The 25,024-nt window shown below is 46.0% G+C and carries 22 protein-coding genes; 15 read left to right on the top strand and 7 right to left on the bottom strand.

Annotated elements, in window-relative coordinates:
• Positions 1-855, top strand: an 855-nt coding sequence (locus L5M10_RS14465; RefSeq protein WP_263255467.1) for a methyl-accepting chemotaxis protein, incomplete at its 5' end; no start/stop codon positions are given.
• On the opposite strand, the gene L5M10_RS14470 is transcribed toward L5M10_RS14465, so the two are convergent.
• Positions 779-1,768: a LysR family transcriptional regulator gene (locus tag L5M10_RS14470; protein ID WP_263255468.1), complete on the bottom strand. Its 990-nt coding sequence runs from the start codon at positions 1,766-1,768 to the stop codon at positions 779-781. The genes L5M10_RS14465 and L5M10_RS14470 overlap by 77 nt on opposite strands.
• 113 nt (positions 1,769-1,881) lie before the next feature.
• Between L5M10_RS14470 and L5M10_RS14475 the strand changes: the two genes are divergently transcribed.
• Complete coding sequence (locus tag L5M10_RS14475; protein WP_113940291.1) at positions 1,882-3,090, top strand: multidrug effflux MFS transporter; 1,209 nt, start codon at positions 1,882-1,884, stop codon at positions 3,088-3,090.
• Positions 3,091-3,260: 170 nt separating this feature from the next.
• Here L5M10_RS14475 and L5M10_RS14480 read toward each other — a convergent pair whose 3' ends face one another.
• Entirely contained in the window at positions 3,261-4,094 is an 834-nt protein-coding gene (locus L5M10_RS14480; RefSeq protein WP_263162358.1) for a hypothetical protein, read from the bottom strand.
• A 226-nt stretch (positions 4,095-4,320) separates the two neighbouring features.
• Here L5M10_RS14480 and L5M10_RS14485 point away from each other — a divergent pair, with 226 nt between their 5' ends.
• Positions 4,321-4,941 (top strand): tRNA-uridine aminocarboxypropyltransferase, encoded by a 621-nt coding sequence (locus L5M10_RS14485; RefSeq protein WP_263162354.1) that lies wholly within the window; start codon positions 4,321-4,323, stop codon positions 4,939-4,941.
• Between the two features lie 558 nt (positions 4,942-5,499).
• On the opposite strand, the gene L5M10_RS14490 is transcribed toward L5M10_RS14485, so the two are convergent.
• Positions 5,500-7,620 carry a putative bifunctional diguanylate cyclase/phosphodiesterase gene (locus L5M10_RS14490; RefSeq protein WP_173497730.1) on the bottom strand — a complete coding sequence of 707 codons (2,121 nt, stop codon included), beginning with the start codon at positions 7,618-7,620 and terminating at the stop codon, positions 5,500-5,502.
• Between the two features lie 292 nt (positions 7,621-7,912).
• Here L5M10_RS14490 and L5M10_RS14495 point away from each other — a divergent pair, with 292 nt between their 5' ends.
• From L5M10_RS14495 to L5M10_RS14530, 8 genes are all read left to right on the top strand, one after another.
• Complete coding sequence (locus L5M10_RS14495) at positions 7,913-8,284, top strand: hypothetical protein (RefSeq protein WP_173497729.1); 372 nt, start codon at positions 7,913-7,915, stop codon at positions 8,282-8,284.
• A 105-nt stretch (positions 8,285-8,389) separates the two neighbouring features.
• Entirely contained in the window at positions 8,390-9,058 is a 669-nt protein-coding gene (locus L5M10_RS14500) for a class I SAM-dependent methyltransferase (RefSeq protein ID WP_263162347.1), read from the top strand.
• Between the two features lie 108 nt (positions 9,059-9,166).
• Positions 9,167-9,718, top strand: a complete 552-nt coding sequence (locus L5M10_RS14505; protein WP_212599568.1) for an SMI1/KNR4 family protein — start codon at positions 9,167-9,169, stop codon at positions 9,716-9,718.
• 11 nt (positions 9,719-9,729) lie between these two features.
• Positions 9,730-10,176 carry a DUF6985 domain-containing protein gene (locus L5M10_RS14510; RefSeq protein ID WP_263143266.1) on the top strand — a complete coding sequence of 149 codons (447 nt, stop codon included), beginning with the start codon at positions 9,730-9,732 and terminating at the stop codon, positions 10,174-10,176.
• A gap of 311 nt (positions 10,177-10,487) precedes the next feature.
• Positions 10,488-10,904, top strand: a complete 417-nt coding sequence (locus L5M10_RS14515) for a hypothetical protein (protein ID WP_113940298.1) — start codon at positions 10,488-10,490, stop codon at positions 10,902-10,904.
• A 258-nt stretch (positions 10,905-11,162) separates the two neighbouring features.
• Positions 11,163-12,560 (top strand): amidohydrolase, encoded by a 1,398-nt coding sequence (locus L5M10_RS14520; RefSeq protein WP_263147488.1) that lies wholly within the window; start codon positions 11,163-11,165, stop codon positions 12,558-12,560.
• A 137-nt stretch (positions 12,561-12,697) separates the two neighbouring features.
• Positions 12,698-14,029: a M16 family metallopeptidase gene (locus tag L5M10_RS14525; protein WP_263255469.1), complete on the top strand. Its 1,332-nt coding sequence runs from the start codon at positions 12,698-12,700 to the stop codon at positions 14,027-14,029.
• Between the two features lie 11 nt (positions 14,030-14,040).
• On the top strand, positions 14,041-15,519 hold the full coding sequence (locus L5M10_RS14530; protein WP_263255475.1) for a M16 family metallopeptidase: 1,479 nt from the start codon (positions 14,041-14,043) through the stop codon (positions 15,517-15,519).
• A gap of 75 nt (positions 15,520-15,594) precedes the next feature.
• Here L5M10_RS14530 and L5M10_RS14535 read toward each other — a convergent pair whose 3' ends face one another.
• Complete coding sequence (locus L5M10_RS14535; RefSeq protein ID WP_263255470.1) at positions 15,595-17,622, bottom strand: alpha/beta hydrolase family protein; 2,028 nt, start codon at positions 17,620-17,622, stop codon at positions 15,595-15,597.
• Positions 17,623-17,834: 212 nt separating this feature from the next.
• Between L5M10_RS14535 and L5M10_RS14540 the strand changes: the two genes are divergently transcribed.
• On the top strand, positions 17,835-18,386 hold the full coding sequence (locus L5M10_RS14540; protein WP_263255471.1) for a hypothetical protein: 552 nt from the start codon (positions 17,835-17,837) through the stop codon (positions 18,384-18,386).
• A 31-nt stretch (positions 18,387-18,417) separates the two neighbouring features.
• On the opposite strand, the gene trmL is transcribed toward L5M10_RS14540, so the two are convergent.
• On the bottom strand, positions 18,418-18,882 hold the full coding sequence (gene trmL / locus L5M10_RS14545) for a tRNA (uridine(34)/cytosine(34)/5-carboxymethylaminomethyluridine(34)-2'-O)-methyltransferase TrmL (protein ID WP_263255472.1): 465 nt from the start codon (positions 18,880-18,882) through the stop codon (positions 18,418-18,420).
• A 193-nt stretch (positions 18,883-19,075) separates the two neighbouring features.
• Here trmL and L5M10_RS14550 point away from each other — a divergent pair, with 193 nt between their 5' ends.
• Together L5M10_RS14550 and L5M10_RS14555 are read left to right on the top strand one after the other, a co-directional pair.
• Positions 19,076-19,933, top strand: coding sequence for a DMT family transporter (locus L5M10_RS14550; RefSeq protein ID WP_131525530.1), 858 nt, complete (start codon positions 19,076-19,078; stop codon positions 19,931-19,933).
• Positions 19,934-19,961: 28 nt separating this feature from the next.
• Complete coding sequence (locus L5M10_RS14555; protein WP_198572366.1) at positions 19,962-20,903, top strand: LysR family transcriptional regulator; 942 nt, start codon at positions 19,962-19,964, stop codon at positions 20,901-20,903.
• On the opposite strand, the gene L5M10_RS14560 is transcribed toward L5M10_RS14555, so the two are convergent.
• Together L5M10_RS14560 and L5M10_RS14565 are read right to left on the bottom strand one after the other, a co-directional pair.
• Positions 20,887-21,768 (bottom strand): patatin family protein, encoded by an 882-nt coding sequence (locus L5M10_RS14560; RefSeq protein ID WP_263255473.1) that lies wholly within the window; start codon positions 21,766-21,768, stop codon positions 20,887-20,889. The genes L5M10_RS14555 and L5M10_RS14560 overlap by 17 nt on opposite strands.
• Before the next feature lie 77 nt (positions 21,769-21,845).
• The gene (locus tag L5M10_RS14565; RefSeq protein ID WP_263255474.1) at positions 21,846-22,859 is read right to left on the bottom strand and encodes a LysR family transcriptional regulator; all 1,014 of its coding nucleotides are present in this window, start codon (positions 22,857-22,859) and stop codon (positions 21,846-21,848) included.
• 124 nt (positions 22,860-22,983) lie between these two features.
• Here L5M10_RS14565 and L5M10_RS14570 point away from each other — a divergent pair, with 124 nt between their 5' ends.
• Complete coding sequence (locus L5M10_RS14570; protein ID WP_263162318.1) at positions 22,984-24,984, top strand: ligand-gated channel protein; 2,001 nt, start codon at positions 22,984-22,986, stop codon at positions 24,982-24,984.
• Positions 24,985-25,024: the final 40 nt, after the last annotated feature.

A 25,024-nucleotide genomic window follows, 5' to 3' on the forward strand; every position in this document is an offset into this window, starting at 1 on the left:
TTTAACCGCTTTGTGGGCAGTCAACATCAGCTGATCAGCCATATTCGCCAATTAGCGAATGAGTTAGATGCCGATGCTGAACGTAGTCTTGCCACCACGCAAACTTCAGTTGCGGAGTTACAACGTCAGCAGCAAGAAGTCGCTATGGTCGCGACTGCGGTAACTGAAATGGCGAGTGCGACTAATGAGATTGCAGCCAATGCTGAGAACACGGCAACAGCGGCTCAACAGTCTGCAGCGAGCAGTTTACAGGGCAAAGAGTTAGTGAATAAAACTCGTAACTCGATTAATTCCCTCGCCGATGAAGTGACTCAAGCAACGGATGTCATTGAAGACTTGAGCCGTCATGCTAAATCCATTTCGAGCATCCTGGCGACAATTCAAGGAATTGCCGAGCAAACTAACCTGTTGGCGCTTAACGCAGCCATTGAAGCGGCGCGTGCTGGCGAGCAAGGCCGTGGTTTTGCGGTCGTTGCCGATGAAGTTCGAGTACTGTCACGTCGTACACAGGATTCGACTCAGGAAGTACATACCACGATTGAAACGCTACAACGCACTACCGCTMGAGCAGTCAGCTTGATGGAAAGCAGCCAAGCATTAGCGGGTCATAGCGTAGAGGATGCCAATGCGGCGGCGAAAGCCCTTGAAGAGATTACGCAAGCGGTCAACGTGATTTCAGATATGGCAGGCCAAATTGCTACCGCAGCGGAAGAACAGACTCAAGTGACGGGTGAAATAACCCAGAATACGGTTGCGATTAAAGATGTGACCGATGAGATTACCGCATCGGCCATGGCAGATTTGGCACAGGCGAGGGGCTTAAAAGCGCCACACTTTGACAAATGGTTTCTCTAATCCATTTATGCCCTTGATCTTCATCATTTCTTTGATGCCATAACAGCACATAGGCCATTGGCATAAATTCGAAAGGCAGTGGCAGTTGTTTGAGCGGATAAAGTTGGCAGGCGTGACGGGCAAAGCTCGACGGCAGAGTGAAGATTAAATTGCTGTGGGCGCAAACGCTGGCGGCACCATAAAAGTCGGGTACAGTCGTGCTGATCCGGCGTCTATGCCCAAGATCGGCAAGAAAGTAATCCAGTGCCCACCAATCACTACCTTCACAACGAACCTGCACATGGGCCATATCGAGGTAAAGGGGTAAATTCCATTGTTCTGAGGTGAGCGCCGCCATCAGCGGGTGATCCTCTCGCACTAAGCAGACTTGTTGATCGGTAAATAATGTTTGATATGCAATCCCTTCGGGCAAGCGATCTACTTGAAAATCTGACAGTGGATGCAAATCCCGCCCTGAAATGCCAAAGTCGATTTGCCCTTGCTGCAAATCCTGCATCGATTTTTCGGTCCAGACATAGGAGTCGAGTTTGACGTTGGGTGCCGTGGTCAGCATAGGGCCGATAAAATATGGGATTAAGGTTTCATAGGCGCTTTCCACCATGGCAAAAGAAAATTGTCGATTGCTACTGGCAGGATTAAAGGTCGGAGGCTGAGTGAGTTGATACAAGTCTTGCAATATATTCGGTAGTTTTTGCCCAAGAATGAGGGCATGCGCGGTGGGTTTTAAGCCATGCGCCGTGCGCTGAAATAGGGGATCATCTAAGGTTTCTCTGAGTCGATTTAAGCTCTTACTGAGTGCTGACTGGCTTATATGTAATCGGCTGGCGGCGCGAGTGACACTCTGCTCCTCTAGCAGTACTTTGAGTATGACCAGCAAGTTCAAATCGATTCTGGCTAAGTTGTCGATATTCACAGATATTCCTCAAAGGAAATTTACTTTGGAAATTATACCATTTCTGTTCATACCTTGAGTTAATTAAAATAGCGCCCACTGAAATACCTTTCCCTGAACAACTGAGATTATTTATGCGGCGCAATCTGTTACCTATCCTGATGTCTATGGTGCTGCTCAGCCCATTAGCCATCGATATTTATTTACCTTCAATGCCAACTATGGCGACAGAATTCGCCGTATCTGCCAGTGATGTGCAATCCACGCTCGTATTGTTTTTATTCGCCATGGGCTTAGGCCAAGTGTTGATTGGGCCATTAGCCGACCGTTATGGCCGCCGTCCTGTGGCCATTTTCGGGGTCTTACTCTACGGCGCAAGTAGTCTTCTCGCTGCCGCGGCCATCGAGTTTCATTGGTTACAGATTGCTCGTGTGCTGCAAGGTTTAGCCGCCTGTTCAACTTCTATCGTGGTGTTTAGTGCGGTGCGCGACTGCTACTCGCAAAAAGAAGGCGCTAAAATTTACAGTTACTTAAATGGTGCGATTTGCGTGATCCCAGCTTTAGCACCAACCTTAGGTGGCTTGTTAGCGATGCAATTCGGCTGGCGTTCAACCTTCGTTTTCATGACGTTATATGCCATGTTGATGATGCTCGTTGTTGGTTATCGCTTACCTGAGACTCGTCCAGCTAACACTGTTACTACTGGCCCACTTTACCGTTGGGGCAGATTCAAACCTGTACTCGGTAACACCCACTTTTTGTTTTATGCCTTTGCTTGTATGTCGGCTATGGCGGCTATTTTGAGTTATGTGTCTTATGCGCCTGTGTGGTTGATTGGGCATTTAGGGGTTTCTGAGCTGGCGTTTAGTGGCTTATTCGGACTCAATGCTGTGTTCAATATCGTGGCCTGTTTTGCGGCACCGATCGTCATTCGCAAACTGGGTAATCGTCCAACGGTTATTTTGGCTCTATCCTTACTCGTTCTGTCTTCAGTGGCGACAGTGGCGGGCCAACAGTTTGGTCCAAATACAGGGATGGCAGCAGCTTTTAACTTCATGTTACCTATGATGTTGTTATGTGTGGGATTTGCCTTCTTACTCGGCCCCGCGACTAGTATGGCGCTGTCAGCTTTCGGTGAGCGAGCGGGGACTGCCGCGGCTATGCTAGGTTTTATTCAGATGAGTGGTGCATCCGTTTTAGCTGGACTTATACAGCAAACGAATTTAACTGCACCTTATGCAGTGGCACTCGTCATGGGCGTGTTTTCTATCGGTTTATTGTTGATGATGGCGCTGAGTCGATTCGACCACTGGCACCAAGAGCAGTTAGTTGGCGAGCATTAGTAGTATTGAGTTCAGGAGCGATAAAGCGGGATTAGACCCATCATATGATCGATTGTGATGACGATGCTTCAAGAGTAAACAGGGCTGTTTGTGAAATCAGTGCTGCTGAGTATATTCTGTAAACCCTTTGCCCGCAGTCTTGCTAACCACAAGCTGCGGGCATTTTTTATTTAAAAGCGGCCGTTGAGACTAAGTGAAATATCAACGCCATCCCAATCGGGTTCAAATGACTTGGCAATACCAGCTCGAGCGGATATTAAGTCTGTAATACGCCAGTGATAAGCAGTATTAATACTGTAAGGGTCCTTATCGTCTTGAATACTGTAGTTTGCGCCGATAGACCAAGCGCGAGTCATGTACCAATCAGCAGTTAAGTTTACGATTGTACTGTTATTGCTATTGTTATATTGGCCGTTAGGGCCGTTAGTTAGCGTATTATCAGACTGGCTGTAGTAGATGTTTGCTTGCAAATCAATACCTGCTGTAGATTGCATAGGAATAAAACTGCGTATTCCTATGCCGAACGCATCATTGTCAGAATTTCCTTTTGATCCAAATCCAGCATCATAATCACCGTCACTACTGGAGTAGCTAGCATAAACAGCCGAGGTAGCGTTAAAGTAATAACCTAAGTTGATTCCATAAGTATTAGCATTATAGAAATCATTATCTAGATTGAAGTAATTTGCACCAACAAACCATTTAGATGCGAAAACATATTCTCCATTGACAGCATAAGAGTCTAAATCATCATTAAAACTATAATTACCACCAATATTAGATGTTTGTGCTAAAAAGCCACTTATTGCGTAGGGCGCAGAATCTTGACTAACTGGGGTAGAATAGTAGCGATAGTCAGCACTCCAGCCGCCATCACTAAATGCTTCACTTGAGGCGCCATAGTTAATATTGACATCATGTTGGTAGGCTTTGTCTGTGGCTGCAAATGTATTTGTACTCAATAATCCGAATACAACCGCAATACTGATCAGTCTTTTGTCCATTTTATCGTCCTTGTTGTGGGTACTGAAAGCAAGAAAAGTATAATAAATGCTAAGTGTTAGCAGTTTTAACTTATTGACCTTAGCGTTCTTGCTGGTGTCACTATACGATGTCGTCACAAAAGTTCAACAAAAAAACAGTTTGAAAAATAGAGCCTTAAACCGTCTTGCATATTGAATTTGAGTGAGCAGTGTGAGTTTTTAGGCTAAAGTTAAGAGGACTGCGCCTTTGTCGCGTTTTTATTGTTCTATCTGTCGTTATCCGCAAAATGCTTGCTTATGTGCGAGTGTTCAGCCTATCTCTCCAATGACTCAGTTGGTGGTTTTACAGCACCCGAGTGAAGTCGAACATAAGAAGAATAGTGTGCGGGTATTGAGTCTTGCTGTACCTAAAACGCAAGTTTATGTGGGTGAAAGCGAGTCTGATTTCAAAGGCTTACGGGAATATTTAGCGGTGTGTAATAAGCCTATTTATCTCGTCTATCCCTCTGCGTTAAGTGTAAGTGTTGAACAGCAACGTATTAATCCTGATTGTATATTGCTGTTGCTCGATGGCACTTGGCGTAAGGCATTCAAAATGCTGCAGCTGAATCCTTGGTTAACCCAGTATCCTGCGGTGCATTTGGCTGAAGGTTATGAATCGCGCTATCGGATCCGTAAATCGAGTCGTAGCGATAGTTTATCGACCTTAGAAGCTTGCGCTTATATGTTAAGCGCCCTCGATCCTACCCTTGATGTTCAGCCGTTAATGATGGCATTTGATACTATGGTGGAACTGCGGATTAAGGCGATGCCGAGTACAGTGCAGGCTCGTTATCAGAACTCAAATGAATCCAATGGTAAGGTATAGTTGATGAGGTTAAGGCTATTGAGTCTTAGATTTTTTAAGTATGAATTAGTGCTTTTAAGTTATTGAGTTTTGAGACTCCGTACGAATTAAAATAGTCAAAATCTTATTCAGATCACGCTAACGTAATGTGAAATACGGTTTAATAACTGGGATTCATTTGCGCAGCAAATGATGAGATAGCTTTGCCAGCCAATTGCTTTGCAGGGGAGTAATTCCATTCATTACTATTAGTAAATGGCGTGCTGGCAGGGCTATCGAGCTTTAAATATGGTTTTTTTTATTGATAATGATGAGAGCGCTTTGCCAGGCCATCATTGGTTTTGCAGGGGAGTAGATTCCATTCATTACTATTAGTAAATAGCGTGCTGGCAGGGCTATCGAGCTTAAATCGTATGTTTTCTGCAAGAAAATCTTTCCCCTTAGTTCGCGACCCATCAAAATATTTCGATAAAACCTTAGCGGAATCTTTCGTTTTCCGTTGTAAATGTTGAGAGCGTTAATTCGGTACGTCGGTCGGATTATCGAGCCGATGCGAACATCGGCAGTCCTAAATCTGTTCTAGGCTAAGCGTTTTTCCGCAAGAAAGGCTTGGGTGAAGTTTTCGACTGAACTCGGGTAGCCAAATAGAAATCCTTGGGCGAAACCTTGGCCCATGTCAGTCATTATGTCTTTTTGTTGTTGAGTTTCAATACCTTCTGCGACGAAGTGAATGTCGAGTGCTTGTGCGAGTTGCACTATAGCATTGCAGAGCTTTTGTCCTGAGACTTCGTTTAAGCGCAAGGCAAACTCGGCATCAATTTTGACGCTGTCTATTGGCAAAGTCCCTAAGCGACTGAGTGACGATAACCCAGTCCCAAAATCATCGATGGCAATACTGACACCTAACGCTTTGATACGATTGAGTGTGAGTCGTGCTTGCTCCGGTTGTCGTAACAATGCCGATTCGGTAATTTCTAAAATCAGTGCTTCGGCGGGTAATTTCGCCATTTCTAAGGCATTTATCACTTGGTCGATAAAATCTAAGTGTTCTAATTGCAGTGGTGACACATTGACTGAAATTCTAAAGTCGGGTTGATAATGTGCTCGCCAGAGGGCCGCTTGTACACAGGCCTGTTCTAATACCCATTGGCCAATGCTGACAATTAATCCTGTTTCCTCAAGCAATGGCACAAAGTCGGCAGCTTCATAATATTCTGTCGGTGACTTCTGCCAGCGGAGCAGGGCTTCGGCAGCAATAGTTTGATTTGTGTGTAAATCGACTATGGCTTGATAAGCGAGAGTGAATTGTTTTAGGCTATGCGCATGCCTTAGGTTATTGATTAACTGTAATTTTAACTCGGCTGCTAGGCTCATTTCCTTATCGTAAAACACGAGATGCGGTAAGCTCTTTTTAGCGCAATACATGGCAGTATCGGCAAGACTAATCAGTTGTCCCGCTTGGTTACTGTGGGTAGGAAATAGCGCAATGCCTATGCTGGTGCCGAGGAAGAACTTTTGGCCTTCAATTTCAAAGGGGCTCTCAAATAAGCTGAGAATCTGTTCTGCAAACAGTTGGATTTCATCTTTGCAGCTACAGTCTTGCAGCACTAAGGTAAACTCATCTCCTCCCATACGGGCTATATCGGCTTTTTCGATACAACCCGCCTCGAGACGGGCGGCGACGAGTTGTAATACTCTATCGCCCATGGAGTGACCGAAGCTGTCATTGATATTCTTGAAACCATTGAGATCTAAAAACATCAACGCCCCCAGTGCGAGGGGATCAGTTTTAAGTTTTTCGAGGGCACTATTGAGGATCTGTTTGAGATGGAACCTGTTAGGTAATCCAGTCAAGGTATCGTACATAGCCCGAGTTGTTAGCTGGGTTTCTAATAGTTTTTTAGTACTAATATCACTGAAAATATTCACATTATAATGAGCATCATCTTCAGTGACGATTTTACGACTGCTCTGCCAAGCAGGGAAGTTACTGCCATCTGAACGTCTTTTCCACGTTTCGCCCTGCCAAAATCCCCTTTGTTTCAAGGCGATTTGGCATTCGGTTTCTTCCCCCATATTATGGGTTCTTACCTCTAAAAATTCAGGGGTTTTACTGATGAGCTGCTCTGCGCTATAGCCGCAAATACGGCACATGGCTTTATTGACAGCCAAAATTTGATTATCAGTGTCAGTGATATACACAGCTTCGGCACTTTCTTCGAGCGTGGTCGATAAAATCTCTTTGGGAATATGAGCAAAACCATCAGAAATCGTTTCGCGCATTTGATTGCGGCGATTAAGAGCTTGTAATTCAACGAGTACAACGGGCTGTTGTTGCAGATAACAGCGATAGAGATTAATTCGAGTCGGCAGTTCATTGCCTTGTTGGCTCATGTGCAGCCAGTTGAATTCAACATTATTGCCTGCAATGGCTTCAAGGATCATTTCCCGCGCAAATTCAACACTATTGCGGCCTGAAGATTGGATCCTCGGAGAAAAATCATAGGGAGTTGCATTCACAAAAGCATCGTATTCAGTCTCAAAATAACTGAGGGTGGCTTGGTTGGCACTAATAAAGCTAAAGCCTTGAATTAAGGCTAAGGGGGTTCTATGGGGATGTGCTTGCCAGAGAGACAGCTTTTCTTGCAGTACAGGATCATCTGTACTGAGTTTCTTAAGTAAGTGTTGCCATCTGATCATTCAGGATACTCCCTTGTGACGCAAAATAGTCACATCCCATTTTTAGGTCTTCGTTGAACACGAAGTTGCCCAATAGTACATCATTCCAATGGGGTTAAAAATAAACCTAATTGTTGTTTCACTCAAATAGAAACTTAAAAAGTGTAGTTTAAGACTTGTATTCAAGCATATTTTTTAAGAACACCTGCTGCATATTTTAAGCTTAGGCAGATTTTATGCTATGTTTTGCACATCTTGCGTGAATTAGCTTTTATCATTGATTCATTCAATTATCGAATAAAGGAGACAGGAAATGGCGTATTTATTTAAAGTGTTAATCTCTAAAATATTAATATCGCTAGTCCTCATCTTTAGTTTTCATCTCGCGTTAGCAAATGCCACCGAGGCGCCAAAGCCTAGATTGACCCTAGAGCAAAAAGCCGATAAGGCACGCATCGACTCACAGCGATTAGAACAGGCTCAATTAGAAAAGGCCCGTCAAGCCACTAAAGAGACGACAGAGCGGGAAGATAAAATTAAGCAACAATCCCAAACCAACGATTGGGAAGCGCAGCAAAAACTTAAGGCACAAAAACAGTTCGACGAAAGAGAAAGTCGCGAGCAAAAATATTTACGGGAAGCAAAAGAAGCTGCCGCAAAAGAGCGTAAAATCCCTAAGCCTTAATTAGGCCATCGACATAGTCGATTTCAGCTAGTCAGTGCTAGCATTATTTGTGGGCATTACGGCTATTCTCATTACTATGCACCTTACTATCACTAGGAATTGTTGTTGAATATCTGCCCCTTATGTCATGGCGTTGAATTACTCGCTTATCATCAAGATAGGAAGCGCAGTTACCAGCAATGCCAAACCTGCCAACTGGTGAGCGTGCCTTCTGAGTTTTATCTTTCGGCCGAGGCAGAAAAAGCCGAGTACGATAAGCACGAGAATCATGCCGATGATCTCGGCTATCAAACATTTTTAAATCGCACACTCAAGCCACTACTTAGCCGTGTTAGCACTTCGGCCCAAGGGCTCGATTTTGGCTGCGGAGAAGGTAAGGCATTGAGTCTAATGGCAAAGGCGCGCGGTTATCAGATAGATAATTACGACCTTTATTACGCTAATAATCCCGAAACGTTAGCCCGCCAATACGACTTTATTACCTTAACCGAAGTCATTGAACACGTGAGTGGTGCCGCAGGGTTACTTGCCCAGCTTGATAGGTTATTAAAACCTAATGGCATTTTGGCGGTTATGACCAAGCGTGTGCAGGATAAAATCGCATTTGCCAGTTGGCACTATAAAAATGACCCTACCCATATCAATTTTTACGCCGAAGCGACCTTTGAATGGCTCGCCCAGCACTATGGCTGGCGATTAGAAATTATCGATAAGGACGTAGTGTTCTTATATAAAGAGATGCATAAAGTTGAGAAAAGTAATGCAACACCCTAATTTATGTGTCTAATTCGATTAAATAAGTTCCCATAAGTGCATATGCGAGCGGTATAAACCAAAAGGATTAACACTGCTGCTAAGTGTCTGGATGAAGGGGTAAATACAATGGACGTTAAGACTTATCTACAGGCATTGAGTGCTATTTACGCCAACATGAATCAAACATTAGAACTGGATCGTGGCTTATCAAACTCAGTTTTAGATGAAGCCGAAAAACAATTAGGTTTTACACTTATTTCCCCGTTAAGGGAGCTTTGGGGATATGCCAATGGCGGCAATGAGTGGAGCACAGTCTTTGCCCGAAAAGATTACTTTTGCCGGTATGATTTTTTGTCACTAGCCTCATCATTTAAATTTCGTGACCGAATGAGAAAACAGGCCCAGTACTACGTTGATTACCACGAGCCAGAAGTGCGGGATCCCAAAATCCAATCAGGATGGTATCAAGAAGGTTGGCTGCCCTTTGCCCAATTTGGGGGTGGCACATTACTCTTGATTGCAGATCATTCGCCCTCGGCATTAGGTAAAATGGGACAAGTGATCGCATACACCCATGACCCCGATATGATGGACTTTATCAGCCCAAACCTAAGCCAATTTTTTGCACAATCCTTGGCGCAAATCGCACTATATCCAGGTGAATTAATTGAGGATTAAGGATAACGAAAATGAACGATCCATTATTCAACAAACCTAGTGAACTGATTATTGAAGGTGAGCTTCAGGGCAACGATAAGTTACGCATAAAAATGCTCGAAGACGTTTCTCTGATGACACAAGAGACGAAGTATCAAATTCTAAATGCTATGCTCAAAATGCATAAATATTTTGAAAATTATTGCGGTGATTTGGAGGTTTCTTTAAATACAATCAATGAAATAGCAGAAAATACCCAGCCGTTGTACATTATATTGGATGACACCAGCACAATGGAGACTCGGGCAATTCGTTATCATTACGCCTGCAACTGGGAAACCGATCATGGGGTAGAAGTGATGGTACTCAATGGTAATCAAGTGATTTTTGTGGGCAACTGCGGTTACACCTATGGTGTGTTATTAGCCTCCATTGATAGTGCTTTATCCCTTCAAGATGAAGAGCTTAATTTTCTATGAGTTGCTGACTAAATTTTACTACTATTATTCCCGCGCAATACTGTGTTACTCAGAAAGGCAATTTTAGCTAAGCATTTTAGCCAGACATCTACATATGATGGCTCTTGTTCAAGTAATTTTAGCCAGTATAGGTGGTAGAGAAACCGAAAGTGCATTATGTTGTTGATTTAAAATGGGTGGCTAGACTTTGGCGGGTAAACCAAGCTAAGGAGCCAAAACGTAACAAAGCGTTTAAAATCCTTCGCTTTACTCACTGGAAGTTCAAACTACTGCTTCAGTTTGAAACTCCTTTAACACGGAGTTAACTTCTTATGACACCTGAATATCTAGCCAAACAAGTTGAATTTATTGACTGGCTCTCGGCTGCAAGTCCCATTGAAGGCGTATTGGGTTCTACATATGGATGGGAGTGGCTGCCTACAAGCAGAGATCAAGAGGATCCTTTGAATGGTCCGAAAAAATGTGAGGAAACAAAAGACGCGGAGATGCTTGTGTATAAATCGGCGCTCAGATCTCTGAGAAAAATTGGCCGGTCACATCCTTTGCTTGTGTATGGTCCTCATGATTTTACTGAGAGCTTTAGAGGCGGCGCACTCTTTGCCTTCAAAATGGCAGCGAGAGAGGCCGCTCTCAGACAAAAGGGCGTATGGAGTGAGGTGGCTGAGTTGTATAGCCAAGGCCGATGGCCATGTGGTTTTAAAGAAAATCGTGAATTTGTTGTTTTGTGACTAAAGCTAACGATGCCAAGCATTAGGACAGCTTTTCCGTTGCCTTGAGTTTCTTTAACTGAGCTCCGCCATCCCTATCTTTTTTCAGGTTGATTTATCTAAAAGCTGGATTCCCGCCCACAAGCATTGCGGGAATGACGGTTAAAGACAGCCTCTAATGAAGCACAGTCTCTTTTACCTTTATCACTAAATCTATTAACAATTCCTCCTTGTCCGTGTAGTTTAGGTAGCTTATAAAAACAACAATAGGCTATCGCTATGACTTTACCCTCTGTATCACTTGCTGCATCAACATCATTTGAATTTAAGCCCCTAGTAAATAAATCCCGTTTTTCCAAGACCTTACTCGCGTCGGCCTTAGCCTTGAGTTTTATGGGCACGGGTTTTAATTCGGTACAAGCGGCGACCAGTGCTATGCCGGATGCGGCTAAGTTGGCGGCGGGTGTGGAGCAAAAGGTGATCGACTGGCGTCGTGATTTGCATCAACATCCTGAGTTGTCTAACCGTGAGTTTCGCACCAGCAAGATTATTGAAAAACATCTGAAATCCTTAGGATTAGAAGTACAAACGGGGGTGGCGCATACGGGCGTGGTGGCCATTTTGAAAGGCGGGAAGCTGAAAGGCGGCAAGCCCGGTCCCTTGATTGCGATTCGGGCGGATATGGATGCCTTGCCTGTGACTGAGGTGGTTGATTTGCCCTTTGCCTCTAAAGCGACCGATACCTATCGTGATCAAAAAGTGGGGGTGATGCATGCCTGTGGGCACGATACCCATGTGGCAATGTTGATGGGCGTGGCTGAAAACCTCGTGAAAGTGAAAGACAGCCTCGCGGGTGATGTGATGTTTATCTTCCAACCTGCCGAAGAAGGCGCGCCAGACGGGGAAGAAGGCGGCGCAGAATTGATGCTAAAGGAAGGGCTGTTTGCTAAGCGTAAACCTGCCCAAGTGTTTGGTATGCATGTGACCTCGAGCATGCCGAGTGGCATGATTGGCCTACGCAGTGGCCCTGCGATGGCGAGTGAGGATTCTTTTACCATCAAAGTGAAAGGCCGCCAAACCCACGGTTCGCGCCCTTGGAATGGGGTCGACCCTATTGTCGCTGCGGCGCAAATTATTACCAATGTGCAAACGATCGTCAGCCGTCAGGTGGATATCACTAAAGCCCCTGCCGTGGTGAGTTTTGGTGCGGTTAATGGTGGCATACGCTCTAATATTATTCCCGATGAAGTCGAGCTGATTGGTACTATTCGCACCTTCGACCAGCCCATGCGCGCCGATATTAAAGTGCGTTTAGCTGAAATGGCCGAGCTGTCGGCGAAAACCCTTGGTGCGACCGCGACCACAGAGATCCAGCCAGGTTACCCTGTAGTGGTCAATAATCCCGAGTTAGTCGCTAGTATGAGGCCTGTGCTTGCCAGTGTGGTGGGCGATAAGATGCTGATTGAACCTGGGTTAATCACAGGTGCCGAGGACTTTTCCTTCTATGCCTTAGAGTCTCCTGGGATGTTTTTCTTCCTCGGGGTGACACCAAAGGGAACGGATCCAGAAACCGCGGCCAGCAATCATTCTCCGGCTTTTTATGTAGATGAAAGCGCGCTAAAAGTGGGAGTTGAGGCCATGACTAAAGTGGCGTTGACTGCGCTAAATGCGCAATAAGTCGGACAGACGTTATTCCGTAAGCTCTTCGGTATAACTTGAGCTTACAAAAAATCGGCGCTGGATACGCTTTCTGCGCTTGATTTGTTAAACAATTTACCTCTATATGTGGATATTTACAGCAAGGAGCAAACCAAATGAAGCGCACGCTATCGGCTCTTGTGTTGGCCATGGGACTTTTGACTCCCCTAAGCCAAGTACAGGCCACCACGGCAGAAGACATTAAGAGTTTCACGCTAGATAACGGCATGAAAATCATGGTGCTAGAAGATGCCTCAATTCCCAATGCCAACATGTATTTATTTTGGAAGGTCGGTTCACGTAACGAAGTGCCCGGCATTACCGGTATTTCGCACTTTTTCGAACACATGATGTTCAACGGTTCGAAAAAGTACGGCCCAAAAATGTTCGACCGTACTATGGAAGCCGCAGGTGGCGCGAACAATGCGTATACCACTGAAGACATGACGGTTTATACCGATTGGTTCCCCGCCAATGCGCTCGAAACTATGTTCGATCTCGAAGCTGACCGCATCGCTAACTTAGATATCAACCAAGCCATGGTCGATAGCGAACGTGGCGTAGTGCAGTCGGAGCGTTCCACTGGCTTAGAAAACTCTAACTGGAATGCCCTCGAAGGCGAAATCAAAGGTGTGGCGTTTTTAGCCCACCCTTATTCGTGGTCGGTGATCGGCCATGAGTCGGATATCGCCGCTTGGTCGCTGGAAGATTTAGTCCAGTACCATAAAACCTATTACGCGCCGAACAATGCCGTGGTCGTGATTGCCGGTGATGTAAAGCTTGCCCAAGTAAAAGCCTTGGCAGACAAGTACTTTGCGCCTATTCCGGCACAGACTCCGCCTAAAGCGATTCGCACTGTCGAACCTGAGCAAAAGGGTGAGCGTCGCACCTTTGTGCAAAAGGCATCGGTCAGCACACCTAATGTGATGTTGGCGTATCACATTCCAGCGGCAACTCATGCGGATTTTTATGCGCTGGACTTATTAAGCTCGATTCTAAGCCAAGGTAATAGCTCGCGTTTATATCAATCATTGGTTGATAAACAAGTGGCCTTAGAAGCGCAAACCTACATGCCGATGTCGGTCGATCCTAACCTCTTCTATGTGATGGGCGTTGCTACACCTGAGGTGAAAGCCTCGACGCTGGAGCATGCGTTGATTGAACAAATCGATGCGATTGCGACAACGGGTGTTACCCAGCAAGAACTGGATAAAGTTAAAAATATTAAGTTGATGGATTTTTATCGCTCGATGGAAACCATTAATGGTAAGGCTAATACCATAGGCACCTATGAGATGTATTTTGGCAGTTACGACAAGTTATTTAATGCACCTGAAGCCTATAACAAGGTGACGCCAGCGGATATTCAACGTGTTGCCCAAACCTATTTACGTAAATCGAATCGTACTGTAGCTGTGCTGGCGGCAAACGAGGAGTCCTCTCAATGAAATCGATGACAATGAAATCGACAGCAATGAAATCGACAGCAATGAAATCACTTAAGATGGTATCACTCGGAAAACCTTCTAAGTTAATGGCAGCATTGGCTTTAGGCACAAGCTTAGTCTTAGCGGGCTGCGCGGCGACATCGGCACCAAAGCGGGTCGATACTGGCAGCTTTGCGATGCCAAGTTACGATAAGTTTGTGTTAGATAACGGCTTAACTGTGTACTTAATGCCGCAGCGCGAAGTGCCGTTAATTACCTTAAATGCCGTGGTACGCGCCGGTGCAGTGAATGACACCACCGCAGGCGTGGCACAAATGACAGCAGAAGGTTTGTTGTTAGGTGCGGCGGGGAAATCTAAGGCGGATATCGAGCAGCAAGTGGATTTTCTCGGTGCAAGTTTAGTGGCCGAAGCGGATAAGGAAGGCAGTTATCTGAGTGCTGACTTTATGGCGAAGGACATTGACTTGATGCTGGGCTTATTTAGCGCGGCGATGTTAACGCCTGATTTTGATGCCGCCGAGTTCGATAAACTCAAACAGCGCGCGATTGCTGGGCTGCAGCAGGATAAAGAAAGCCCGCGGGCGGTGATTGGTCGCTACTTCGATAAGCTCGTATTCGGTGCCCATCCTTATGGCAATGCGGCTTCGGGTAACCGTGATTCACTGGAGCAAGTGACAGTGTCGCAGTTGCGCGCCTTCCATAAGAGTTACTATCAACCTTCCAATACCGCGATAACTGTCGTGGGTGACTTTGATGTGGCGTCGATGAAAGCCAAGCTGACGCAAACCTTTGGTCAGTGGCAGGGCAGCGAAAAACTGGTGCAGCCTGATTTAAACCGAGGTTTGCCTCAGTTGACCGAGGCCAAAGTCTTGTTGGTGGATAAACCCGATGCTATCGAAACCACCTTTGTGATCGGCGGTTTAGGTATTAGTCGTGACAATCCAGACTATGTAGGTTTAACGGTAGTGAACACTATTTTAGGTGGTCGTTTTACCTCTTGGCTTAACGACGAGCTGCGGGTGAACGCAGGCTTAACCTATGGCGCACGCTCAGGTTTTAGCCCTTATACCGATTCGGGCGTATTCACAATCAGCACTTTCACTAAGACGGAAACCACTCAAGAAGCGATGGATCTAGCCTTAAAAACCTATGCACGTTTATGGGAAAAAGGTGTAGATCAAGCGACCTTAGATTCGGCTAAAGCCTACGTTAAGGGCCAGTTCCCGCCTCAGTTTGAAACCTCAGGGCAGCTGGCGGGGCTCTTATCTGGCATGTATCTATACGGTTTCGATGATAAGTTTATCAATGAGTTCCAAGCTAAGGTGGATGGTTTGACCTTAGAAGAAACCCAAAGGTTAGTGAAAACTTACTTCCCGCAAAAAGATCTGCAATTTGTGCTGATTGGCAATGCGGCTAAGATTGCACCGATTGCTGCTAAGTACGGCAAAGTGCAAACTGTCGATATTAACGCCACAGGATTTGGCCAATAAGCTATTATTGCGAGGCTTGATTCAATAAAGAAAAGGTCTGCATAGTGCAGACCTTTTGCTTTTCTGTTCTAGGTGCTATTGCGCGCCCGGCTTAGCATAATGGGTCATCCAATCCTTCACTTGATTATACCAATAGATAGAGTTATTGGGTTTCATAACCCAATGATTTTCATCGGGGAAGTAAATCATCCGTGATTCCACATTGCGAGTTTGCAGGGTGCGGAACAGTTCAAATCCTTGTCCCACAGGTACCCGGTAGTCGAGCTGACCGTGGCTGACTAAGGTCGGAGTGTTAAAGTTAGCTGCAAAGTAATGCGGAGAAATGGCTTTATACAGCTCAGGATTATCCCAGTAGTTGCCAAATCGGGTGCTGTGCACGGCAAAATCCGACGCCATTTGTGAATACATGTCGTAAACCGCAGCGTGGATCAACAAGGCTTTAAAGGGATGTGGTTGGCCTAAAATAATTGAGGTCAGATAACCACCGTAACTTGCGCCACCCGCCACCATGCGGTCGCTGTCTATCCAGCTTTGCTGTTTAAACCAGTCGGCAGCCTTGAGCACATCTTCGAGGGATTTATTCTTCCAATCTGGGTTAATCGCATCGGCAAACGCTTGTCCGAAGCCGCTAGAACCATGGAAGTTTGGCCAAGCAGTGACATATCCCCAAGAGGCGAAGGTTTGTGCGTTCCAACGGTAATGGAAACCGTTAGTAATGGCGTTGTGTGGCCCGCCGTGAACTAGCATAAAGAGTGGATATTTTTTACTGCGATCGAATCCGGGGGGATAGTGAACCCACATTTGAATATCTTGATCTTGATATCCCTTGTAGGTCACTGATTCGTAAGTGCCTAAATCAACATCTTTGAGAATATCGTCATTAAAATTCTCTAGGCGTACCGTCTTACCATTGCGGGGATTAATGCTGACCAAGCGCGCTGGGTGCAAAAAGCTCTCGTTGGTGGCAATCAGTTCACCGTCTTTACCTATGGCGGGTTGGCTAAAGTCAGTTGCCTCTGTAATGGCTTTGACTTTACCGTTTTTGGCATCGATATGATAAATGCGGTTAGTGGCGGCATCTTCGATGGTGGCATAAAAGCCTTTACTGTCGGGGGTCCAATTAAATTGGCTGACCGAACGATCCCACTCTGGTGTTAGCGTATTAAGTTTACGGCTATCGATATCCAGTAACATCAGCCTTGAAGTATCGGCATAGAAACCGGGGATTTTCTGACGGGTAAAAGCCAGCGTTTTGCCATTGGGGCTAAAGCTGGGATCAGCATCTGCGGCTTGATTTTCTGGGGTGATATTCTCTGCTTTACCACTGCCAATCGTCGCAAGGAAAATATCCAGTTTAGGGTCGACACGGTTGTCTGAGCCATAAGTACTGAAGGCAATTAAGCGTTCATTAGGCGAAATATCGTAACTTGAACTGCTTTGGCTCGAGCGTGGTAACTCATGGCCGAGTGCTTGCGTCACGGATTCGACTTCGCCGCCTGAAGCGGGGAGCCTAAATACATGGGCTTGGCGACGTTCATCTAACCAGTGATCAAACTGAGCGTAGGGCAAAGCGTTCCACTGGCGAGCGGAGACCTTATTGTCCTCGTCGGCTTTTAGTTGGGTTTTCATCTCGTCCCATGTTTGATTTTGGAATACATTGCTGATGAAATACAAATGCTTGCCAATCCATTTAATACCATTTACGCCAGTAGGTATGTCGGTTAAGCGCTGCGCTTCACCCGGACCGTCCATAGGCAATAGGTAGATTTGGCCTGCGTCGTCTTCATTTCGCTCACTCACAAAGGCTAAGGTTTTGCCGTCGGGCGAAAACACGGGCTCGCTCACCTTTAACCCTTTGACTGTAATAGCACGATTATTTTTACCTTCGCCATCAAAACGCCATAACTGGGTCGAACCTTTATCTTCCTTCAGATCATATTCTGTGACTGGCGCAATAATATGCTCACCAGAGGGCGATACGACTGGGCTACCAATACGCTTAAGTTGCCAGAGCAATTCCACCGAGAGCGGTTTACTCTGCTCCGCAAATGCTGAGCCGAATGGCATCAACAGACAGAGCAATAAGATTCCTGTCTTCTTCACTGTGAGTCTCCTTATCATACATATAGTTATAATGATTTTATTTGTGGTGCAGATTCGAGAGTATAGAAACCGAGCATGAAAGCAAACTGAGTGATAACCCATAGCGGGACGCTTTGTGTAAGCATCTGTGAATGGTTGTCGGCTAATTGTGATTTGTTGATGGCGGAATTACAGGCTAATCTAGGGTGATATTTCGGCTGAGGACTAGGTAGATGCAGAATAAAATCAACCGATTAAGACTATTATGGGGAGTGGCAATTGCACTGAGTGCTGCTATTCCTCTGGCTGCGCACGCGGCTAGGGTAAGTTTTAGTGAGTTTTGCCCTCAGTTTACTGGTCAATGGGGAGGCGATGCCGCCAAAGTGGGGGAAGCGCCACGAAAAGTGACAGTCACCGGATTTTGCTCCCATGATAAGCGGCAGCTGTTATTGTCTGTGAGTGTTGGCACGCGTGCGCCCTATAGTGAAACCTGGTGGTTTAGGGAGCAGGGCGAGCAAGTGTTGTTGACCTATTACGATGGCGTGTCCCAAGAGAAGCAGCAGGTCTTTAGCTTATATCGTCAAAATGGCGATTATTCTTTGCTGGGTGAGGGCGTGGTGACTGCTCGGTCTGCGTTAATTCAATTACTGTTTGAGGCAAAGGGAGCGGGTGCTCAAGCTAACGCATGGCAATGGACGCAGAATATTCAATATTTAGACGATGATGTTGATCGCTACCAGCTATTTCGTGGGATAGAGATGACGCCAGTCGCGCCATCTCCTTAGCCGCAAATCCGCGATTTACCTTCGATAGCGCTTAAAGTGCGCCAGCAAAATCCAGTTGGCGCCACGCTTCATAGCTGATAATCGCCACTGCATTGGAGAGATTGAGGCTACGGCTGGTGGCCGCCATGGGGATGCGTAGTCTCTGCTCAGTGGGGATGGATTCGATAATCGCCATCGGTAAACCTCGGGTTTCTGGACCGAATAGCAGCACATCGTCTTCGGCAAAACTCAGCTCAGTATGCGGGCGACTCCCCTTAGTGGTGCAGGCCATAATGCGCTTGCCCGTCATGGCTTCGAGGAAAGTATCGAAGTCTTTATGGCGAGTCACATTGGTTAAGTCGGCATAGTCCAAACCCGCGCGGCGTAGCTTTTTCTCTTCTAGATCAAAACCTAATGGCTCAATCAAATGCAGCTGGCAGCCATTGTTTGCGCAAAGGCGAATGATATTACCTGTGTTAGGTGCGATTTCTGGCTCATAGAGTGCGATATGGAACATACTGGCCCGCCTGTAGAAAATGACGGCCGATTATACGGCAAACGGTGCCCAAGCGCAGTGTCTGTTGTGGGTGGATTTGGCTAAGTTCATGCAATAGAGGTTGTAATCGGTGGAATTGTTATCTCAAGGCTTGCCTGTTTTATTATCTCAAAGTAATATATCTCAATATCAAGATACTTTTTTAGAAGTCATTATGCCCTTTATTATTGCGTTACTCGCTCCTGTATTTTGGGGGACTACCTATGCGTTAGTGAGTCTCTACTTACATGACATGTCGCCCTACTGGGTAGCCGTGTGGCGTGCCTTGCCTGCGGGGATATTAATGCTGATGCTGCGTCCTCGTTTGCCAACTTTGGTTTGGTCAAAGCTTGGTTTGCTCGCTTTTTGTAATATTGGTGCCTTCTTCGCCTTGCTATTTATCGGCGCTTACCGTTTGCCGGGCGCAGTGGCGGGAACCTTAGGGGCCACTCTGCCGCTCATCTTCTTAATACTGGCTTGGCTCATTGATAAAAAACGCCCAGGAATGAAGTGGTTATTATTAGGTTTGATGGGATTAGGTGGGGTCATTTTACTGCTTAACCCTTCGGCGGATCTCGATCCTATCGGCGTGTTGTGCATGTTGAGCGCCACTACGTTAATTGCCTTTTCTTCTCGCTGGATGCAAAAGTGGGATGTGGGCGACTTTTTAGTGCTGACCGCGTGGCAGCTATTATTGGGCGGTTTGATGCTGATCCCACTGGCTTGGTTTATGGCAGGGCCACCGCAGCTACCGAGTATGACGCTTGTACCTTCACTGATATGGTTAGTGATTGCCAACACCGCCGTTGCCTATTGGGCTTGGCTGTGGTCTATGAGAAACTTAGGGCCAGAAATCATGGGTATGGTCGCTTTAGTCAACCCTGTGGTTGCCGTATCATTAGGGGTCATGATTGTGGGGGAAACTTTAGATATGCGCCAATGGATGGGAATAGCGGTGATTTTATTGTCACTGTTATTGATGAAATTGCCGCAGAATTTAAGGTTAAATCCATTTAAAAAAGTGCAACCCTAGTCATTATTTTGGGGTGAATGAGGCATAGATGCTAAAACGTTTGGATCTGAATTTACTGCCCGTACTCGAAATTCTACTTGAGGAGCAAAGCGTGACCGCCGCTGCTGCGCGGTTGCATTTGAGCCAGTCGGCGGTGAGTAAACAGCTCACACGTCTGAGGGAAGTGTTTGATGATCCTTTATTTGAACGTACCGCCTACGGCCTAAAACCGACACCCAAGGCTTTGTCACTCGCACCTGAGTTGCGCCAATGCTTACAGCAATTGGCGCAATTTACTCGGCCGGACACCTTCGAACCCGCCTTGAGCCAACGACAGTTTAGAATGCATTTGGTCGAAACCACCTATTCACTGACCTTTCCCCATTTTATGCCCATGTTGCTCACTCAAGCGCCCGGTGTGAGTCTCAATTGCCAAACGTGGCGACTCGATACCATGGACAGATTACTGCGTTGCGACATCGACTTAGCCATAGGTTGTCGCGAGTGGGATGAGCGTTCACCCATGCATGTGAATAACATTCCCGATGACTTATGCCATGTTGAGTTAGTGCAGGATTATCCAGTGTGTTTGATGCGTCGTGATCATCCGGCGTTAACACAAGAATGGAATTTAGATACCTTCTTGAGTTATCGCCATCTGCAAGTGGCCTTTGGCGGTTTAGAGCATTGGTTGCTGGATGATGTGTTGCAACTCGAGGGCCGTAAACGGGATATTGCCGTGAATATGACCGACTTTCAGAGTGCTCTCACCCTGTGTGAACAGAGCGATTTGATCCTCTGTGCACCTTCGCGCTATGCCTTGGCTGTGATGAAGTCTTTTGAGCTTCAGTCTTTACCATCACCCATCAAGCTGATCCCCGGTGCGTATTTATTGATGTGGCACAAACACTTCGAACACGACTTGAGCCATAAATGGCTGCGAGAGTTGATTATTAGTCAAGTGCTGCGTTCGATTACACTTCAGATTTAGGCAGTTTTGGTGCTGCTAACCAAGTGATTAATGCGGGCAAAATATTTTGCCCATCTGCTAAGCCTTGCTGATAGACGGCGGTTACTTTCCCGATGTTGCGATCGAGCCGCGATAGGTTAAGTGGTTGTGCTGGACGGATCACAAAGGCGTTCTTCGCTGCAACGGCTTGGTCTAACTCGGTTAATGCTTGATTATAAACTCGGTGGCGCTCACTTAACGCATGGGCAACTGCGGGGTAGCGTTTATAGGTTTTGCGGGCTAACCAATTCATTTTCATCGCGGATTTTTGGTAATGCTGATCTTGAGTCAAGATCACCACTTGGCGTGCATAACCATCTTTGCGTGATTGCGCTAACGGTATCGGTTCGCCGATGCCACCATCGAGGTAATGGTGTTGGTTAATCACGCTGGGTTTAGACATAAAAGGCAGGCTAGAGGAGGCAATGAGCACGTCGAGCAATTTATCGTGTTCATTAAAATCGGCCATCCCAAAGTAATCGGTGTTTCCTGTATTGCAGTTAAAGGCGCCGACCTTGAATTCGGTATTACTATTTAAAAATGTATCAAAATCAAATGGCAGCAACTCATAAGCCATGCGACGGTAGGTAAAGTCTGTATTGACATAATTACCCGTTGCCAGCCAATGGCGAATGCCCATATAGCGTTTGTCATTGAGATATTGCTGCTGAATGTGGAGATTGCGACCAAATTGGCGGGATACATAGGACGCGGGATAAATGGCACCTGCAGATACCCCAATTACATAGTTGAAGTGAAGTGACTGCTGTAAAAACGCGTCTAATACACCTGCGGTATAAATGGCCCTGAGGCCACCACCTTCCAACACTAAGGCCACATCTTTCATCGAGTTACATCTTTTTATCGGTTTATCACCGCAGAATACCCCAGCTTAGCGCAGAAATGAATGCGTGTAAGGTATCCTCAAGATGCGTGACCAACATCAAGATGATGTGACTTTTTCTTAGTTTTAATTGGTAAGATATTGGTTACGTTATCGTTTACGCTATCTTTTTGATGGCCCAGATTAACATGATAGGCTTGGTGAAAATCTGCCTGACTAAAGTATTGGCTAAGTGCATTGAGCGCTTCTTTCACTTTTGCGGGCTGCTTATCTCGCGCCGACGTTACGCTATAAACACTGTAGGTATTGAGTGACCATTCGGGTAATAGGGTGACCAGTTGGCCGCTTTCGAGGTATTTGTGTACTTCAGGTTCGGGCAGGGCGGCAAATCCTAGACCATCGAGTGTGAGTTGAATTAACGCCTGCATATTGTTGACGCTAATTCGCGGGCTTGTCAGTTCAAAACACTCTTGGCTGAAGGCGTGGGTTAAGATATCGCCTTTAGCATAAGTGTGATAGATCCGATTTAATTCAGTTAACTCCGTTGGGTGGCTAAGGTTTTTATGCATTGGCAGATAATTAGGTGAGGCGCACAGTAACATACGCCAATCGGCTAAATGGCGAGCAATTAGGTTGGAATCCGATAAGGGGCCGATGCAAATCGCCAGATCGATACCGTCGTTGACTATATCTATCGGGCCATCTTGCAGCAGTAAATTCAAACTTATCTGTGGATGTGCTGCCAACAGGTAATTAAAAGGTTCGCTTAACAGGCCGCCGCCAAATCCTATAGGCGCGGCAATCTTTAATTCCCCTGATGGAATACCTTTCAAGTTATTAAGTTTCTGCTCTGTGCTTTCGACTATCGCTATGACCTTGCGGCAATTCTCATAGAACAAACTGCCCGCTTCGGTGAGTGTGAGGTTGCGGGTATTGCGGTGGAATAGGCTGATCCCCATGTCCATTTCGAGCTTGGTCACTTGCTGACTTACCGCCGACGAGCTGAGATTTAATTGATGCGCTGCGGCACTCATTGAGCCCTTTTCTGCGATTGTCGCAAAAACGATCATCCCTTTGATCATGTTTTTATTCATTTTTAAGTAACTCTTACAAGTGAATACCTAAAGTCTAACTTGAGCTGATTGTAACATAGAGATACATTGCCGTATTGAAAATTGTTCTCATTTACAATCTTTGCTCAATGGAGACTTGTCGGTTATGTTGTTAAGTCGTAAGAAGTACCTTGCTCAAGTGATCACCGCTTTATGTTTGTTGCCCACAGTACCAGTAACTAATGCCCTTGCGGATACCGCGTCAGATAAAGAAAAGATGATGGAAAGAATCGTGGTGACTGCATCGGGATTTGAACAGCAAATTCGCGATGCGCCGGCTTCTATCAGCGTGATCACCCGTGAGGATCTGGATAACCGCTTTTACCGCGACTTAACCGATGCCATGTTAGAAGTGCCCGGCGTAGTGATTACGGGCGGTGCAGACCGTCAGGATATCAGTCTGCGGGGCATGGGCAGCCAATACACGTTAATTTTAGTGGATGGTAAACGCCAATCCTCGCGCGAGACACGGACCAACAGTGACGGCCCAGGCGTTGAAGGCGCTTGGACGCCACCATTGGCGGCCATCGATAGAATTGAAATTGTTCGCGGGCCTATGTCATCACTTTATGGTTCGGATGCCATTGGTGGGGTAATTAACATTATCACTCGCAAAGTGCCAAACGAGTGGCAGGGTGAGGTGCGACTCGACAGCACTTTGCAGGAAAAGTCTGACTCGGGAAATGTGTATCAAGGCAACTTTTTCGTCAACGGTGGTTTGATCAAAGATCTGCTAGGGATGCAACTTTATGGTCAATATACCCAGCGTGAAGAAGATCAAATCTATGGTGGTTACCGAGGTCGCGATGCGACTAATCTGACAGCGAGATTTGCGCTCACGCCTAATGAAAATCACGATATCATGTTTGAAGTTGGCACTTCTAACCAAGAACTCGACAGCAGTTTAGGTAAAACCGTCACACCGTTAGCACCGGGCGAAGCCTGTGGTCGTCGCGGTTGCCCTGAATCTTCAACGACAGAATATGAAAACAGCTCCTTCTCCCTTTCACATACAGGTCGTTGGGACTTTGGTACTTCGGATAGCTATATCAAGCATGAAGTGTTTGATAATAAAACCCGTAAGATGAAAATCACTAACACGGATGCGCAATCTAGCCTTATCACTACGTTAGGCCAAAGTCATACAGCGACCTTTGGCGCAGCATTCAACCATCAAGATTTAACCGACGAAACAGGTAACCAAGTGAGTGACTTAACTGATATTAGTCGCAAACAATGGTCGGTGTTTTCCGAGGATGAATGGCGCATTGTCGATAGCTTTGCTCTGACCATGGGGCTGCGTTTGGATGATGATGAAAACTTTGGTAATCATGTCAGTCCGCGCGTTTATGGCGTGTGGGGATTAACCGATAGCACCACCTTAAAGGGCGGTGTATCAACAGGGTTTAGGGCGCCGAGTTTACGTCAGACAGTGCCCGACTGGGGACAAGTCAGCCGTGGTGGCAACATGTACGGTAATCCAGATTTACAACCTGAAACTTCAGTTAACTACGAGTTAGGTTTGTATTCTGATCTGACCGAGAGCATTACCGCCAGCGCGGGTGTGTTCTATAACGAGTTTAATGACAAGATCACCCGCGTTGCCTGTCCTGCGACTCAATGTACTGATGGCCCAAATCAATTTGGTTCTAATCCAACGACTTATGTGAACGTCGACGAAGCTGTGACCCAAGGGATTGAACTGAGTTTCGACTATCGCATTCGCTCAAACTTGAGTTTGACGGGTAACTATACCTATACGGATTCGGAGCAAAAGACAGGTGTTTATAAAGGTAGCCCATTGAATCAATTGCCTAAGCATTTGATCCAAGCGTCTTTCAACTACGAGCCTATTGATAATTTAAGCACTTGGTTAAGGGTGAACTACCGTGGCGAAGAGAGCCAACCGACGACAGGACCTTCATCGAGCAGTTTAATCGCCCCTTCTTATACTCTGCTGGATTTGGGGGCTAACTACCAGTTGAACGATAGCTTGAAATTTAGTGTGGGCATTTATAACGCCTTCGATAAGGAAATTACCCAAGAGGAATACGGTTATATCGAAGATGGCCGACGTTACTGGTTAGGTATGACTTATAGTTTTTAAATTAAAAATAGCGAGTTATAAAGAAGCCAGCACTTAGCTG

Origin of the sequence: Shewanella sp. SM32 (genome assembly GCF_025654235.1) — a bacterium.
In the GTDB taxonomy this organism is placed as follows: domain Bacteria; phylum Pseudomonadota; class Gammaproteobacteria; order Enterobacterales; family Shewanellaceae; genus Shewanella; species Shewanella oncorhynchi.